Here is a 15,874-nt window from a genome sequence, read left to right on the forward strand (position 1 = left end):
ACCCTCTGGCGCCGCGATGACCTGCGGACTTTCAATGGTCGACACCATGCCTCTGCTGCACGCCCTCCTCCGTTCCGTACGGAGGGCACGAACCGCCTCGCGCCCCGCCGACGGACTGCCGGCCGACGACGAGGTCCTGCTCGACGCGCCCGACGAACGGCTCGCCCCGGCGCTGGTCGCCGCGGCCGGCGGCGCGTACGAGCCCGCCGCGACGGTGCTGGCCGCGACACGCGCGGACCGCGCCTGGGAGGACCGGGACCGGTACCTGCGGCGGCTCGCCGCCTTCGCCCGCTCGCGCCCGGAGTGGGCGGACGCGTGGCGCGCGGCCGCCCCGGACGACCCGGACGCCCTGCTGCTGCACGCCCAGCTCGCCGTCGACCGCGCCTGGTGCTCCCCCGCCCGGGCCGAGCTGCTGCGCGAGGTGGAGCCGCTGATCACCGCGGCCGCCGGGGCCGACCGGCGCGACCCGGTGCCGTGGCGCCTCGCGCTGGACCGGGCGCGCGGCACGGACGCCGGGCGCGCGGAGGCCACCCGTCTGTGGGAGGAGGCGACACGCCGCTCGCCGCACCACTACGGCTGCCATGTCGCCGCCCTGCGCCACCTGTGCGACCGGGCCCTCCCGGACGCCCAGGACGAGCCCGGCGCGCCCGAGGTACTGTTCGCCTTCGCCGAGTCCGCCGCCCAGGACGCCCCGCCCGGCGCCCTGGTGCGGGCCCTCCCGCTCCACGCGGCCCACGCCTGCCTGACCCGGAACGCCGCGGTGCCGCGGGACAGCCTGGACACGGCCGCCGACCTGGCCCTCGACCTGTCCGCACGGCACCCCGCGGCCGACCCCGCCACGGCCCGGATACGTAACCTGCTGACGTACGTCCTGATACGCCTGGACCGTCCGCGGGACGCCCTCGGGCAGCTGCGGCTGATCGGGCCGTACGTCACGTCCTTCCCCTGGGACCGGTTGTCCGACGACCCGCTGGGTCACGTCCTGCGGCTGCGCGAGGAGCTCGCCGCGGCCGCGGACCGGCCCCGCGAACCCGCCGGATCCGGACGAACCGGCAGGCAGGGCGGGACACCACTCCGCCCATGACCATTAGGCTGTGACGCCGTGACCACCGTCCGTCTTCCCCTCTTCCCGCTGAACTCGGTGCTCTTCCCGGGCCTGGTGCTCCCCTTGAACATCTTCGAGGAGCGCTATCGCGCCATGATGCGCGAGCTGCTCAAGACCCCCGAGGACGAGCCGCGCCGCTTCGGCGTCGTCGCCATCCGCGACGGCCACGAGGTGGCCCCGAGCGCGCCGGGCATGCCGGATCCGACGGCGGTGCCCGAGCGCGGCCCGACCGCCGGCTTCGGCGCCGACCCGTCGCGGGCCTTCCACGGCATCGGCTGCATCGCCGACGCCGCGACCATCCGCGAGCGGCCGAACGGCACCTTCGAGGTGCTGGCGACGGGCACGACCCGGGTCCGGCTGCTGTCGGTGGATACGTCCGGCCCGTTCCTGACGGCGGAGCTGGAGGAGCTCACCGAGGAGCCCGGCGACGAGGCGGGCGCGCTGGCCGAGGGCGTGCTGCGCTCGTTCCGCCAGTACCAGAAGCGCCTGGCGGGTGCCAGCGAGCGGTCGCTCACGACGAACGCGGAGCTGCCGGACGACCCGTCCGTGGTCTCCTACCTGGTCGCCGCCGCGATGATGCTGGACACCCCGACGCGCCAGCGCCTGCTCCAGGCCCCCGACACGGCCTCCCGCCTGCGCGACGAACTGAAGCTCCTTCGCGCGGAGACGGCCATCCTCCGCAACCTGCCGTCCCTGCCGGCGGCCGAGCTGACGCGCTCGCCGACGAGCCTGAACTGAAGCCTGAACGAAAGCCCGAACTGAAGCCTGAACGGAAGCCCGAACAGAAGCCTGACCTGAAGAAGGCAATGCCGAAGAAGCAGCAGAAGCAGAAGCAGCAGTCCGGTGGCACCCCCGCCACGGTGGCCCTGACGGCCGCGGGCGTGGAGTACACCGTCCACGCCTACGACCACGACCCCGCCCACCCGTCGTACGGCGAGGAGGCGGCCGAGGCGATGGGCGTGTCCCCGGAGCGCGTCTTCAAGACACTCGTCGCGGACGTCGACGGCGCGCTGACGGTGGCCGTGGTCCCGGTGGCGGGCTCCCTCGATCTCAAGGCCCTGGCCTCGGCGGTGGGCGGCAAGCGGGCCGCGATGGCCGACCCGGCCCTCGCCGAGCGCACGACCGGCTACGTACGCGGCGGCATCTCCCCGCTGGGCCAGCGCAAGCGGCTGCGCACGGTCCTGGACGACTCGGTCGCCGCCCACGGCACGATCTGCGTCTCCGCGGGCCGCCGCGGCCTGGAGGTCGAGCTGGCCCCCGACGATCTGGCCAAGCTGACGGACGCCGTCCTCGCGCCCATCGGGCGTGCGTGACCTCTCGACGGACGCCCCGTCCTCGGCTACTACGAGGACATGTCGAAGAGAACCCGCAAACGCAGGTGGCGCACGAAGAAGGGCCGCGCGAACCACGGGCGGCGACCGGCGTAAGGCGCAGAGAGCGACCGGCGTAAGGCGCAGAGAGCTCGACGGGGCGCCGTTCGCTTCACGCGAGCGGCGCCCCGGTCTCCCTCACGACCTCACGCGGGCGGCGTCCCGTACGGCCCCGCCTGCTCCACGTGCTCGAAGGGGTCCGGGTCCCGCGGCCCGAACAGGGCCGTCAGCCCCAGGTGCACCAGCAGTGCGCTCACCGGCCAGGCCAGCAGCGCCCCCTTGGCGCCGAGCTTGAGCGGGGCGGAGAACATCACGCCCTTGCCGACGGCCTTCGCGTGCGCGATCACGTCCTGGGTGGGCCCGAGCCACACCCCGAGCCGCCACGCCAGCACCGAGCCGAGCAGCCCGCCGACGCCGAGCGCCACCGCGAGCGGCGCGCCACCGCGCCGCCGCAGCAGGAACACGGCGAGCGCGCTCACCAGGCCGAAGCCCAGTGCCAGCAGGGTGAACGTTCCGTCGACACCGGCCGCCTGCTCACCCTCGGTGTCCTTGAGGTAGACCACCCAGGCCTTGTCCACCTGGTCGCCCACCAGCGGCACATGGGGAGCCAGCCACCACCACAGCAGCCCGAGCAGCAGCCCGCCGAGCGTCATCGCCGCCGTGATCACGGCGGCCTCCCGCACTTCGGTCTTCATCCCGGGACCGTCCTGTTCGTACACGCCCCCGTCCGCTCCGGCAGGCGGCGACCCCTGCCAGGCCTGGTGCGGGGACTGGTCGTGCGGTGGCGGTGGCGGAGTCAGCGGTGCGGTCACCCTGACATCGTGCCAGGTCGCCCGGTACGGCGCGTCACCGGACGGCGGCCCGCCGGTAGGCCCAGGAGGCCACGGCGAGCGACACCACCCCGACGATCGCGCACACCCCCAGGTCAGCGGCGACGAGCGCCCAGTCGGGGTGCGGGGCGAAGGTGCGCGCGTAGGCCTCGACACCGTAGGTCGACGGCAGCAGGTCCCGCGCGAGGCGGACGATCCCCGGCATCCGGTCGGCCGGGAGCACCCCGAGCAGCAGGGCCGCCGACATGCCCAACTGGCCGAGCAGGGTCGCCAGTTCCGGCCGGGGCGCGAGCAGCCCGAAGGCGGCGCCGAGCCCGGAGAGCGCGGCGCCCGCGAGCGGGATCACGGAGGCCAGGATCCACAGGTTCGTCAGCGGCAGCCCGAACAGCACGGACCCGAGGACGGCGGTGACCAGGGTGCCGGGCACGGTGAAGGAGGCGTACGCGCCGGCCGCGCCGAGCACCACCGCGGCGGGCGGCACGGGCAGCGTGGCGTAGTGGTCGAGCCCGCCGCCGGCCCGCAGCTGCCCGAAGTACTGCGACAGCAGGTTCAGGGCGACGTAGGCGACGACCACGACCGACGAGCCGGCCACCACGGCCCGGGCCTCGGCCGGGGTGTCCACCACGCCGCGCATCATGACCATGATGCCGACGGACTGGAAGGTCGCCACGAACAGCAGCGGGATGCGTGCCACGCGCGCGCGGGACAGCTGCGCCCGGTAGACGGCGGCCAGCGACGGCCACAGCCGGGCGCGCGGTCCGAGCTTCGCGGCGCCGCGGACCGGCGGCTCCGCCAGGGTCCGGGCCCGGCCCGACACGGCCTCGGCGGATACGACACTCACGTAGTGCTGCCCTTCCTCACACCGATGACACCGATGCCCTCGCTCACGCCTTCACCAGCCCCTGCCGTGCGGCCCCGCCCAGCGTCAGGTAGACATCCTCCAGGCTGGGCGTGGTGAGCGTGAAGTCGTCCAGCGCGGCGAACGCGGCCCCGCCGGTCACCGTGGCGACGACCGCGCGGGCCTCCTCGGGCACCAGCCGGAGCGTCCAGCGGCGCCCGGACTGCTCGGCCCGCTCCCGCAGCGCGGCGATCTCGGGCACCCCCAGGGGCGCCGCCTCCCGCCACACCAGCTCGACGCGCACCTCGTCGGCGACGCGCTCCTTGAGCCCGGCCGGGGTGTCGCAGGCGATGACCCGGCCCCGGTCCAGGACGGCGACCCGGTCGAGGACGGACTCGGCCTCGATGACGTTGTGGGTGACCAGCAGCACGGTCGTGCCGTGCTCGGCGCGCCGCCGGTCGACGGCCGCCCAGACCGCGCGCCGGGCCACCGGGTCCATGCCGGTGGTCGGCTCGTCGAGGACCAGCAGGGGCCGCTGCCCGACGAGGGCGGCGGCGAAGCAGGCGAGCCGGCGCTGTCCGCCGGAGAGCTTCTTCAGCGGGCGCCCGGCGATCGGGGCGAGCCCCAGCTCGTCGAGGACGTCGTCCCGCGCGGCCCGCGCCTGGCGTACGTCGAGTCCGCGCAGCCGTCCGGTGGTCTCGGCGGCGAGGGAGACGGTCAGCTCGTCGAGGGCGGTCGACTCCTGGCCGAGGTAGGCGAGGATCCGGGCGGCCCGCTCGGGGTGCCGGACGATGTCGTGGCCGAGGATCCCGACGCTGCCGTCGTCGGGGCGCAGCAGCCCGGTGAGCTGCCGTACGAGGGTGGACTTGCCGGCGCCGTTCGGCCCGAGCAGTCCGAAGATCTCCCCGCGCCCGACGTCCAGGTCGATCCCGTCGGTGGCCCGGACCTCGGGCACGGCCGGTGTGCCGCGGCGCGCGGGGACGGCCGGGTAGGTCTTGGTCAGCCCGCGTACGGCGCACACGACGTCGTGCTGATGCCGAGGTGCCGGTGCCGCGCGCGTACTCACAAGGGAGGAGACTACGGGGTGCGCGGCCTTTACTCGCCTTTGGGGCCGCTCCCGCGGATCCCCCGCGGTGTGCCCTGCGGGTTCACTCCCCGGCGGCCGCGTGCTCCGCCGCCGTGCGGACGTCGATCTCGCGCCAGAAGCCGGCTCGGATGGCGTAGCGGTCGTGCTCGTCGATCTGGTCGTCCTTGTGGGCGAGCAGGCCGAACCGGGCGGCGTAGCGCAGCAGTTCGCCGTCGATGCGGTGCGGGATGCGCGGGTACATGCCGGACAGCTTCTGCAGGTGGACCTGGTCGCCGAGCCGGGCCATCCAGCGCCGGGCGAAGACCTGTCCGACCTCGTACGGGTCACCGCCGACGGTCGTGATGTCCTCCTCCCGGTCGGCCCAGCGCTGCTCGGCCGTGGTGAGCTGGGCGAGCGTCGGCATGGAGGCGGCGTCGGCGGACTCCGCGGTGCCGCCGGGCCGGTCGACCCAGCCCTTGTCGGAGGACCAGCGCAGGGTGGCGGTCGAGGGGGTCCCGGGGTGCTGGACGCCGTGGGTGCCGGGGGCGTGCAGCGCGGCGAGGTCCTTGGGGGTGGGGACGCCGCCGCCCTTGGCCGCGGCCGTGCGCTCCTGCGTCCCGTTGCCCGGCGCGTGGGCGGCGGAGGCGTGGTCCTCCTGCTCGGCGGCCCGCTCGGCCGCGGCGGCGAGCGCGGAGTCGGGCAGCGGGGCGGAGAGAATCGCGGCGATCTCGGGCCGGGGCACCGGGGGCGGGGCGCAGACGCCGGTGAGTTCCTTGGCGCGGACGGCCTTGGTGATCCACGTCCGGTCCAGCACGCGCCGCTCGTCGGCCTCGGCGACCAGGTCCTCGGACTGGTTGTAGTCGCCGTCGGCGGCCTGGACGGCCCACAGGTGGACGGCGACGCCGTGCTCCTTGGCAGCCATCATGCCCGGCAGCAGGTCGCCGTCGCCGGTGACGAGGACGATGTCGGAGCAGGCGCGGTTGCGGGCCAGCTCGGTGAGCTCGGCGTGCATGGCGGCGTCCACGCCCTTCTGGGCCCAGCGTCCGTCGCTGCGGGTCAGGGCGCCCAGCCGGACGGTGACCCTGGGCATCACGCGCAGCCTGCGGTGCTCGGGCTGGGGGACGCGGTCCGGGGCGCCGTCGAACCAGTAGATGCGCAGCAGGGGGCGCTCGGTGTCCGACTCGGCTCGCTCGCGCAGCGCTTGGACCAACGCGGGGTGGTCGACGGTGATCCGGGACCGCGACGGCTCACCGGCGAGGAGGCTGGCGGCGGCCCCCAGCAGATACCCGGCGTCCACCAGCACGATGCAGCGGTCCACGCGACTCACCCTCTTTCCGGGAGGTTTGCTTCGGGCTGTGCTTCGAGTCTGCCCGACCGCGCGGGCGTTAACGGCCCGAACTCGATCTTCGGCGTGGCGTTTCGGGGTGCGGTATGCCCGACGAGCCCTGTCACAGACGGTAATTGTCCGACATGCGAGTTATGTCGACACATGTGAATCTGAGGACGGCCCTGGCCCCTAGATTCCCCCTCAGGAGGCAGATCACCATGGCCAAGAACAAGAACCGCAAACAGGGTGCCCCCCAGAACCGCGCCTCGCAGGCCGAGCAGGCCAAGGAGCAGGCGCACCGGGCGTCCACGGAGGCGCACGAGTCCCCCGTCATGCACGCCCCGGGCAGCCCGGCGGATGTTGCTCGTAAGCAGCAGAAGCGCTTCGGCCACAACTGAGGCCCGCGCAGGCAGCCGAGAGGGGTGCACCCGTGACGACGGGTGCACCCCTCTCGCGCTGTGGGCCGCGCTCACGCGGCGCCGCTCAGCCGGCCAGGCAGGACGGGCCCAGCAGCACCTTCAAGTCGCCGAACAGCGCCGGGTCCGGCTTCACCCGATGCCGGTCCAGCCGCAGCACCGTCGTCTTGCGCGGGCCCTGGAGCTTGATGCGGACCTCGCTGTCGCCCTTGTGGTGGGTGAGGATCTCACCGAGGCGGCTGATCATCGGCGGGGTCACCTTGACCGCCGGAATGGTCAGCACCACGGGCGCGTTGGTGCCCGCGTTGGACAGGTCCGGGACCATCAGCTCCATCGCGACGAGCCGCGGCACGTCCTCGCGCTTGTCCAGGCGTCCCTTGACGAACACCACGGCGTCCTCGACGAGTTGGGTCGACACCAGCTGGTACGTCGCCGGGAAGAACATGCACTCGATGGAGCCCGCGAGGTCCTCGACCGTGGCGATCGCCCAGGCGTTGCCCTGCTTGGTCATCTTGCGCTGCAGGCCCGAGATGATGCCGCCGATGGTGACCACCGCGCCGTCGGCGTGCTCGCCTCCGGTGAGCTGGGAGATGCCCGCGTCGGCCTTGTCGGACAGCACGTGCTCCAGGCCGAAGAGCGGGTGGTCGGAGACGTACAGACCGAGCATCTCCCGTTCCTGGGCGAGCAGATAGGTCTTGTCCCACTCCTCGGTCGTGAACTCCACGTCGAGTCCGAAGCCGGGCTCGCTGCTGTCCTCCTCGCCCATGCCGCCGAAGAGGTCGAACTGCCCCTCCGCCTCCTTGCGCTTGACCGCGACCACGTTGTCGATCATCGGCTCGTACTGCGCGGTGAGGCCCTTGCGGGTGTGGCCCATCGAGTCGAACGCGCCCGCCTTGATCAGGGATTCGGTGGTGCGCTTGTTGCAGGCGACCGCCTCGACCTTGTCGAGGTAGTCGGGGAAGGAGCTGTACTTCCCCTTGGCCTTGCGGCCGCGGATGATCGCCTCGACCACGTTGGTGCCGACGTTGCGGACCGCGGAGAGGCCGAAGAGGATCACGTCGTCGCCCTGGGCGGCGAAGTTGGACTCGGACTCGTTGACGTTCGGCGGGAGCACCCTGATGCCCATGCGGCGGCACTCGTTGAGGTAGACCGCCGACTTGTCCTTGTCGTCCTTGACGGAGGTCAGCAGCGCGGCCATGTACTCGGCGGGGTGGTTCGCCTTCAAGTAGGCGGTCCAGTACGACACCAGGCCGTACGCGGCCGAGTGCGCCTTGTTGAACGCGTAGCCGGCGAACGGGACCAGCACGTCCCACAGGGCCTGGATGGCCTCGTCGCTGAAGCCCTTGTCGCGGGCGCCCTTCTGGAACAGGACGAAGTTCTTCGCCAGTTCCTCGGGCTTCTTCTTGCCCATCACGCGGCGGAGGATGTCGGCCTCGCCGAGCGAGTAACCGGCGATGATCTGGGCGGCCTTCTGCACCTGCTCCTGGTAGACGATCAGGCCGTGGGTGACGTCCAGGACCTCCCTGAGGGGCTCTTCGAGCTCCTTGTGGATCGGCGTGATCTCCTGGAGGCCGTTCTTGCGCAGCGCGTAGTTGGTGTGCGAGTCCATGCCCATCGGGCCGGGACGGTAGAGCGCGGAGACGGCGGAGATGTCTTCGAAGTTGTCGGGTTTCATCAGCCGCAGCAGGGAGCGCATGGGCCCGCCGTCGAACTGGAACACGCCGAGGGTGTCGCCGCGCTGGAGCAGTTCGAAGGTCGTCGGGTCGTCGAGCGGCAGGCTCAGGAGATCGATGTCGATCCCCTTGTTGGCCTTCACCATCTTGACGGCGTCGTCCATGATCGTGAGGTTGCGCAGGCCCAGGAAGTCCATCTTCAGCAGGCCGAGCGACTCACAGCTCGGGTAGTCCCACTGCGTGATGGTCACGCCGTCGGTGTGCCTCACCCAGACCGGGACGTGGTCGGTGATGGTCTCGCTGGACATGATCACGCCGGCGGCGTGCACACCCATCTGCCGGACCAGGCCCTCGACGCCCTTGGCGGTGTCGATGACCTTCTTCACGTCCGGCTCGTTCTCGTACATCCCGCGGATCTCGCCGGCCTCGCTGTAGCGCGGGTGCGAGGGGTCGGTGATCCCGTTCAGGTCGATGCCCTTGCCGAGGACGTCGGCGGGCATCGCCTTGGTGAGCCGGTCGCCCATGGCGTACGGGTAGCCCAGCACGCGCGCGGAGTCCTTGATCGCGTTCTTCGCCTTGATCTTGCCGTACGTGCCGATCATGGCGACCTTGTCGGCGCCGTACTTCTCCGTCACGTACCGGATCACCTCGACGCGCCTGCGCTCGTCGAAGTCGATGTCGACGTCGGGCATGGAGACGCGCTCGGGGTTGAGGAACCGCTCGAAGATCAGGCCGTGCGGGATCGGGTCGAGGTCGGTGATGCCCATGGCGTAGGCGACGATCGAGCCGGCCGCGGAGCCTCGGCCGGGGCCGACCGCGATGCCGTTGTTCTTGGCCCACATGATGAAGTCGGCGACCACGAGGAAGTAGCCCGGGAACCCCATCTGGATGATGACGTCCATCTCGTACTCGGCCTGCTTCTGGCGGTCCTCGGGGATGCCGCCGGGGAAGCGGCGCTCCATGCCGCGGCGGACCTCCTCCTGGAACCAGGTGATCTCGGTGTAGCCCTCGGGGATGTCGAACTTGGGCATGAGGTCGCGCTTCTCGAACATGCCTGTGGTGTCGATCTGCTCGGCCACCAGCAGCGTGTTGCGGCAGCCCTCCTGCCAGGCGTCCGAGGAGTCGATGGCGTACATCTCGTCCGTGGACTTCAGGTAGTAGCCGGTGCCGTCGAACCTGAAGCGGTCGGGGTCGGAGAGGTTCTTGCCGGTCTGGATGCACAGCAGGGCGTCGTGCGCGCCGGCCTCGTGCGCGTACGTGTAGTGCGAGTCGTTGGTGACCAGCGGCGGGATGCCGAGCTTCTTGCCGATCTCCAGCAGGCCGTCACGGACCCGGCGCTCGATCTCGATGCCGTGGTCCATCAGCTCCAGGAAGTAGCGGTCCTTGCCGAAGATGTCCTGGTAGTCGGCCGCCGCCTTCAGGGCCTCGTCGTACTGCCCGAGGCGCAGCCGCGTCTGGAGTTCGCCGGAGGGGCAGCCGGTGGAGGCGATCAGGCCCTCCGACCACTGGGCGATGGTCTCCTTGTCCATACGCGGCCACTTCTGGAGCCAGCCCTCGGCGTACGCGTCCGAGGACAGCCGGAAGAGGTTGTGCAGGCCCGTGCTGTTCGCCGCCCAGATCGTCTTGTGCGTGTAACCACCCGAACCGGAGACGTCGTCCCGCTTCTGGTGCGGCTGGCCCCACTGGATCTTGCGCTTGTTGCGCCGGGACTCGGGCGCGACATAGGCCTCGATCCCGATGATCGGGGTGACTCCGGCCTTCTGCGCGGAATGGAAGAAGTCGTACGCCCCGTGGAGGTTGCCGTGGTCGGACATGGCGATGTGCGTCATGCCCATCTCATTGCAGGCGTTGAACATGTCCTTGAGCCGCGCGGCACCGTCCAGCAGCGAGTACTGGGTGTGGACGTGCAGGTGCGTGAAGGGCGGCTTGGACACGGTTCGGGCCTCCAAGGGAAACTGCCGCGGACGATCCGGGGATCGCCTGCTGACCGTTTGCGGACGGACTGGGGGACAGCTCGGAAGTCTATGCCCCGGCACTGACACTCGACGGGCTTCAGCGCGTACGGTCGTGCGCGGGCCCGGGCACGACCGCGTACCGTCGCCCGTTGGACACGGCAGAAACGCCGTCGTACCCGATCCAGCACCTGCACCAGGAGGCACCCAGCGATGTCGGTCCCCCAGCTCAGCGACGAGCAGCGCGGCGAGGAGATCCTCGCCGTCTTCGACACCGCCTTCGGCCAGCTTCTGGCCGCCGACCCCGCCGCGTTCCACGTGAAGTTCCGGAAGATGGCGGCGTCGGCCTTCGCGTTCTACCGGGGCACGGCGTGCCTCTTCTACCACGACCTGGACGCCGAGAAGCGCGGCGGACCGTACCTGGACGAGCGCACCTCGCGTGTGTGGATCCACGGTGACCTGCACGCCGAGAACTTCGGCACGTACATGGACGCGAACGGCCGCCTGGTCTTCAACGTCAACGACTTCGACGAGGCGTACGTCGGCCCCTTCACCTGGGACCTGAAGCGCTTCTCGGCCTCCGTCGCCCTGATCGGGTACGCGAAGGCGCTCAGCGACGAGCAGATCACCGACCTGGTGCGGGTGTACGCGGGCGCGTACCGCGAGCGCGTCCACGACCTGGCGACCGGCGCCAAGAGCGACGAGGTGCCGCCGTTCACGCTCGACACCGCGCGCGGGCCGCTCCTGGACGCGCTGCGCGACGCCCGTTCGCTGACCCGGTTCGGGCTGCTGGACTCGATGTCCGAGATCCGTGACTTCGAGCGCCGCTTCGCGCCCGGGGCCGGCTCCATCGAGCTGGACGCCGCCACCCGCTACAAGGTGCTGGCCGCCTTCGACGGCTACCTGGAGACGCTCCCGGAGACCTCCCTGGCCCGCCCGGACTCCTACCGGGTCAAGGACGTGGTCGGCCGGCGCGGCATCGGCATCGGCTCGGCGGGCCTGCCGTCGTACAACATCATGCTGGAGGGCCACAGCGACGCCCTCGAGAACGACGTCGTGATCTACATGAAGCAGGCCCAGACCCCGGCGGTCTCCCGGCACATCACGGACCCGGCGATCCGCGACTACTTCCAGCACGAGGGCCACCGCACGGTGATCTCCCAGCGCGCCCTGCAGGCGCACGCCGACCCGTGGCTGGGCTGGACCGAGCTGGACGGGGCCGGTCAGCTGGTCGCCGAGATCTCGCCGTACGCCGTTGACCTGGACTGGGGCGACATCGACGACCTGGAGGAGATCGCGGCCGTCGTCGCCGACCTGGGCCGGGCCACCGCCACGATGCACGCGGCCGCGGACACCACCTCGGGCGAGTCGCTGGTGCCGTTCTCCACGGAGCGGGCCATCGACGCGGCGATCGCCGCCGACGAGGAGGGCTTCGCGGACGTACTGGTGGACTTCGCCCACGACTACGGCGCCCGCGCGCGGGCCGACCACCAGATCTTCGTCGACCTGTTCCGCAACGGCCGGATCCCCGGCCTGTGACCGCCCCCGGGCTCACAGGAACCCTTTAGGGGTGTCTTACCGGAGCCCGTGACACACTCTCCACGCTATGGACATATCCGGGACCCAGCTCAGAGCCGTGCGCGCGGCGCTGTTCACGGCCTTCGTCGTGACGCTCAGCACCGCGTCGCACGTGCTGCTGTCCCGGGTTCCGCTGCCGCTGCCGACCGTGGGCGCGGTCGCCGCCGGGGTCTTCGCCACCGCGTTCGCGCTGGCGGGCCGGGAGCGCGGCGTCGGCCGCATCGCGGCCCTGCTGGTGCCGCTGGAGCTCGCCGCCGACACGGTGTTCACCACCGGCCAGCACGCCTGCTACGGCCGGGCCGGCGGTCCGGTGGCCGGCCCGCTGCACGCCGTCGGGCTGGACGTGCTGTGCCGCGGCGGGGCCGTGGGCACACCGCTGGCCCGGATGACGGACGGCCCCGGCCGCGCCTCCGCGCTGCTCGCGCACGCCGAGCCGGCCGCCGCCTGGCTGCTCCTCGCGGCGCACGTCGCCGTCGGGCTCCTCGCGGCGGCGTGGCTGCGCCGCGGCGAGCGGGCGCTGACCCAGTTGCTGCGGGCGGCCGCGGCCGTCACCTTCCGCCCGCTGCTGGTGGCCGTGGCGGCGGTGGCGGTACGTCCCGCTCCGGTGCGCCGGCCGGCGCGCCCCGCACCGCTCGTGGCCGCCGCCCGCGACCGGCTGTTCGTGTACTCCCTGGGACGCCGTGGCCCACCGCGTCCGGTGGCCGCCGCCGTCTGAGCGGCTCCCCCGGCCCCCGAACAGGACCACCTCCCCACACGTATCCCGCGTACGACAGGTGCGCGTCCCACAGGAGATCACCCATGAGCAAGCGGAACGCCCAGGCGGCGAAGACGGCGGCACGGGAGCGGCTGCGCGTCGAGCGTGAGCGGCAGGCCAAGCGCGACAAGGTCAAGCGGCAGGCGATCGTGGCCGCCTCGGCCGTCGCGGTGCTGGCCGCGGCCGGCGGCATAGGTTACGCGGTGGTGCAGGCGAACCAGCCGAGCCACTGGCAGAGCGTGCAGGACAGCAAGGACGTGAAGGCCGGCAAGATCGTCGCGCCGGCGAACACCACGGGCCGGAACGGCACCACGGTCGTCATCGGCAAGAGCAGCGCGAAGAAGACCCTGAAGGTCTACGAGGACCCGCGCTGCCCGGTCTGCGCCGGCTTCGAGCAGGCGGTCGGCCCGACCGTGAAGAAGGACGTCGACAGCGGCAAGTTCAGGATCCAGTACATCGGCGGCACCTTCCTCGACGGCGACGCGCTCGGCAAGGGCAAGATCGGCAAGAACGGCGAGGGCTCCAAGAACGCGATGAGCGCCATGGGCGCCGCGCTGAACGTGAGCCCCGAGGCCTTCCTCGACTACAAGTCCGCGCTGTACTCGGCGAAGTGGCACCCGGACGAGAAGGTCGACAAGTTCAAGGACGACGCCTACCTGATCGAGGTCGCCGACACCGTCCCGGCGCTCAAGGGCAACGCCCAGTTCCAGAACGCCGTGAAGAAGGGCACCTACGACGCCTGGGCGCTGGCGATGTCGAAGACCTTCGACACCAACAAGGACGACGTGACGGGCACCCCGAGCTTCGTCATGGACGGCAAGAAGCTCACGAGCGGCCCCCAGGGCTACCCGCCCATGACGGTGGCGGCCTTCAACTCGGTGGTGGGCGCGGCGCTGAAGGGCTGACGGGCCGCCGGAAACCGGTACCGCGGCAAGCTCCACGCAAAGAGCGGGCGAACTTCACGAGTTCGCCCGCTCTCGTGCGTACCGATCAGTAGCCTGATCGGTCGTGACCAGTCGACACAGATCACTCGCAGCGGCCGCGGGACTCAACTCCCCCGCGCCGCGCCGCCGTACGGTCGTCAAGGCCGCGGCCGCCACCGCCGTCCTGGCCGGCCCGATCGCCGCCGCGCTGCCCGCTCGCGCCGCCACCGGCGCCCCCTCCTTCCTGCACGGCGTCGCCTCCGGCGACCCGCTCCCGGACGGCATCCTGCTGTGGACCCGGGTGACCCCGGTCCCCGAGGCGATACCCGGCTCCGGGGTCGGCCCGGACACCGAGGTGAGCTGGGTCCTCGCCACGGACAAGGCGCTCGGGAACGTCGTCGCCCGGGGCTCCACCACCGCGACGGCCGCCTCGGACCACACCGTCAAGGCCGACATCCGCGGCCTGGCCCCGGCCACCGACTACTGGTTCCGCTTCTCGGCGGGCGGCACCGACTCCCCGGTGGCGCGCGCCCGTACCGCCCCGGCGGCGGACGCGGCGGTGCCGGGCCTGCGCTTCGGCGTGGTCTCCTGCGCCAACTGGGAGGCGGGGTACTTCTCCCCGTACCGCCATCTCGCCGCCCGCGGCGACCTCGACGCCTGGCTGCACCTGGGCGACTACATCTACGAGTACGGGACCGGCGAGTACGGCACGCGCGGCACGGTGGTGCGCCCGCACACGCCCACGCACGAGATCCTCACGCTCGCCGACTACCGTGCCCGGCACGGCCGTTACAAGACCGACCCGGACCTCCAGGCCCTGCATCTGAAGGCGCCCGTCGTCGCCATCTGGGACGACCACGAGTTCGCCAACGACGCCTGGTCGGGAGGCGCCGAGAACCACACCGAGGGCGTCGAGGGCTCCTGGGCGGCGCGTCAGGCGGCCGCCAGGCAGGCCTACTTCGAGTGGATGCCGGTCCGCCCGGCCATCGCGGGCACCACCTACCGCCGACTGCGCTTCGGCAAGCTCGCCGACCTGTCCCTGCTGGACCTGCGCTCCTTCCGCTCCCAGCAGGCCGCCGTCGGCAGCGGCGCGGTCGACGACCCGGACCGCACCCTCACCGGCCGCGCCCAGCTCGACTGGCTGAAGGCCGGGCTGAAGAGCTCCGACACCACCTGGCGGCTGGTCGGCAACTCGGTGATGATCTCGCCGGTCGCCTTCGGCTCGCTCACCGCCGATCTGCTGAGGCCGCTCGCCGAGCTGCTCGGTCTGCCGCAGGAGGGCCTGGCCCTCAACCCCGACCAGTGGGACGGCTACACCGACGACCGCCGTGAGCTGCTGGCGCATCTGCGCTCCAACGCCATCGGCAACACCGTCTTCCTGACCGGCGACATCCACATGGCGTGGGCTTGTGACGTGCCGGTGGACGCGGGCACCTACCCGCTGTCCGCGTCGGCGGCCACCGAGTTCGTGGTCACCTCGGTGACCTCCGACAACCTCGACGACATGGCCAACCTGCCCGAGGGCACCGTCTCCGCGGTCGCCGCGCCGGTCCTGTGCTCCGCCAACCGGCACGTCCAGTGGGTCGACACCGACCGCCACGGCTACGGCGTCCTGGACATCACCGCGGACCGGGCGCAGATGGACTACTACGTCGTCTCCGACCGCACGAACGCCGACGCGACCTCGTCCTGGGCGCGTTCGTACCGCACGCGCAGCGGCACGCAGAAGGTCGAGCGGACGTACGACCCTGTGTAAATCCTGTGCGGCAAGGCCTGTTTCGGTCAACCGTGCCGCGACCAAGGTCTGTTGACCGGGGATCGCGGCGATGCGGCGGGTGGTGCCGACCGCGCACCAAATCCGGACACACCACCCGCCAGCGTCATCCAGCTCGTGACACCGGGATCCCGGACTCCGGCTCGCGGCACGGACCACTGCCGTCAATTGTCAGGATCTGCCGGACATTTGATTGGGCTTGATCACGACTCCTCGCGGTTGGTCATGTCCACGTAATCTCCGGGCGGCGGCTGGGAAGACCCCAGGC

The 15,874-nt window shown here is 71.8% G+C and carries 13 protein-coding genes; 8 read left to right on the plus strand and 5 right to left on the minus strand.

What is annotated here, in order from left to right; translation table 11 throughout:
- Positions 1 to 34 precede the first annotated feature (34 nt).
- The 3 genes from QFZ74_RS07915 to ybaK all read left to right on the plus strand — a co-directional run bounded on the left by QFZ74_RS07915 (position 35) and on the right by ybaK (position 2,418).
- Entirely contained in the window at positions 35 to 1,084 is a 1,050-nt protein-coding gene (locus QFZ74_RS07915; RefSeq protein ID WP_307620075.1) for a hypothetical protein, read from the plus strand.
- Between the two features lie 18 nt (positions 1,085 to 1,102).
- Positions 1,103 to 1,843, plus strand: a complete 741-nt coding sequence (locus tag QFZ74_RS07920) for an LON peptidase substrate-binding domain-containing protein (protein WP_307620076.1) — start codon at positions 1,103 to 1,105, stop codon at positions 1,841 to 1,843.
- Positions 1,844 to 1,911: 68 nt separating this feature from the next.
- Complete coding sequence (ybaK, locus tag QFZ74_RS07925) at positions 1,912 to 2,418, plus strand: Cys-tRNA(Pro) deacylase (protein WP_307620077.1); 507 nt, start codon at positions 1,912 to 1,914, stop codon at positions 2,416 to 2,418.
- A gap of 203 nt (positions 2,419 to 2,621) precedes the next feature.
- On the opposite strand, the gene QFZ74_RS07930 is transcribed toward ybaK, so the two are convergent.
- The 4 genes from QFZ74_RS07930 to QFZ74_RS07945 form a co-directional block, all read right to left on the minus strand.
- Positions 2,622 to 3,287, minus strand: coding sequence for an AAA family ATPase (locus QFZ74_RS07930; RefSeq protein WP_307620078.1), 666 nt, complete (start codon positions 3,285 to 3,287; stop codon positions 2,622 to 2,624).
- Between the two features lie 34 nt (positions 3,288 to 3,321).
- On the minus strand, positions 3,322 to 4,146 hold the full coding sequence (locus tag QFZ74_RS07935) for an ABC transporter permease (RefSeq protein WP_373462358.1): 825 nt from the start codon (positions 4,144 to 4,146) through the stop codon (positions 3,322 to 3,324).
- A gap of 43 nt (positions 4,147 to 4,189) precedes the next feature.
- The gene (locus tag QFZ74_RS07940; RefSeq protein ID WP_307624076.1) at positions 4,190 to 5,164 is read right to left on the minus strand and encodes an ABC transporter ATP-binding protein; all 975 of its coding nucleotides are present in this window, start codon (positions 5,162 to 5,164) and stop codon (positions 4,190 to 4,192) included.
- 127 nt (positions 5,165 to 5,291) lie between these two features.
- A complete protein-coding gene (locus QFZ74_RS07945) occupies positions 5,292 to 6,527 on the minus strand; it encodes an NYN domain-containing protein (protein WP_307620079.1) in 1,236 nt (411 codons plus the stop codon).
- 227 nt (positions 6,528 to 6,754) lie between these two features.
- Here QFZ74_RS07945 and QFZ74_RS07950 point away from each other — a divergent pair, with 227 nt between their 5' ends.
- Complete coding sequence (locus QFZ74_RS07950) at positions 6,755 to 6,934, plus strand: hypothetical protein (protein ID WP_307620080.1); 180 nt, start codon at positions 6,755 to 6,757, stop codon at positions 6,932 to 6,934.
- 85 nt (positions 6,935 to 7,019) lie between these two features.
- On the opposite strand, the gene dnaE is transcribed toward QFZ74_RS07950, so the two are convergent.
- Entirely contained in the window at positions 7,020 to 10,559 is a 3,540-nt protein-coding gene (dnaE, locus tag QFZ74_RS07955) for a DNA polymerase III subunit alpha (RefSeq protein WP_307620081.1), read from the minus strand.
- Positions 10,560 to 10,790: 231 nt separating this feature from the next.
- Here dnaE and QFZ74_RS07960 point away from each other — a divergent pair, with 231 nt between their 5' ends.
- From QFZ74_RS07960 to QFZ74_RS07975, 4 genes are all read left to right on the plus strand, one after another.
- Positions 10,791 to 12,116 carry a DUF2252 domain-containing protein gene (locus QFZ74_RS07960; protein WP_307620082.1) on the plus strand — a complete coding sequence of 442 codons (1,326 nt, stop codon included), beginning with the start codon at positions 10,791 to 10,793 and terminating at the stop codon, positions 12,114 to 12,116.
- A 67-nt stretch (positions 12,117 to 12,183) separates the two neighbouring features.
- Positions 12,184 to 12,870 carry a hypothetical protein gene (locus tag QFZ74_RS07965; protein ID WP_307620083.1) on the plus strand — a complete coding sequence of 229 codons (687 nt, stop codon included), beginning with the start codon at positions 12,184 to 12,186 and terminating at the stop codon, positions 12,868 to 12,870.
- Between the two features lie 83 nt (positions 12,871 to 12,953).
- Positions 12,954 to 13,814 carry a thioredoxin domain-containing protein gene (locus QFZ74_RS07970; protein ID WP_307620084.1) on the plus strand — a complete coding sequence of 287 codons (861 nt, stop codon included), beginning with the start codon at positions 12,954 to 12,956 and terminating at the stop codon, positions 13,812 to 13,814.
- Between the two features lie 103 nt (positions 13,815 to 13,917).
- Positions 13,918 to 15,588 carry an alkaline phosphatase gene (locus QFZ74_RS07975; RefSeq protein ID WP_307620085.1) on the plus strand — a complete coding sequence of 557 codons (1,671 nt, stop codon included), beginning with the start codon at positions 13,918 to 13,920 and terminating at the stop codon, positions 15,586 to 15,588.
- The last annotated feature ends 286 nt before the right edge of the window (positions 15,589 to 15,874 follow it).

Source organism: Streptomyces sp. V3I7, assembly GCF_030817495.1.
Taxonomy (GTDB): Bacteria; Actinomycetota; Actinomycetes; order Streptomycetales; family Streptomycetaceae; genus Streptomyces.

Bases quoted from the DNA above. Each gene is read 5' to 3' on its own strand.
- QFZ74_RS07915 (WP_307620075.1), top strand. From the start codon at position 35: ATGGTCGACACCATGCCTCTGCTGCACGCCCTCCTCCGTTCCGTACGG.
- ybaK (WP_307620077.1), top strand. From the start codon at position 1,912: ATGCCGAAGAAGCAGCAGAAGCAGAAGCAGCAGTCCGGTGGCACCCCC.
- QFZ74_RS07950 (WP_307620080.1), top strand. From the start codon at position 6,755: ATGGCCAAGAACAAGAACCGCAAACAGGGTGCCCCCCAGAACCGCGCC.
- QFZ74_RS07960 (WP_307620082.1), top strand. From the start codon at position 10,791: ATGTCGGTCCCCCAGCTCAGCGACGAGCAGCGCGGCGAGGAGATCCTC.
- QFZ74_RS07965 (WP_307620083.1), top strand. From the start codon at position 12,184: ATGGACATATCCGGGACCCAGCTCAGAGCCGTGCGCGCGGCGCTGTTC.
- QFZ74_RS07970 (WP_307620084.1), top strand. From the start codon at position 12,954: ATGAGCAAGCGGAACGCCCAGGCGGCGAAGACGGCGGCACGGGAGCGG.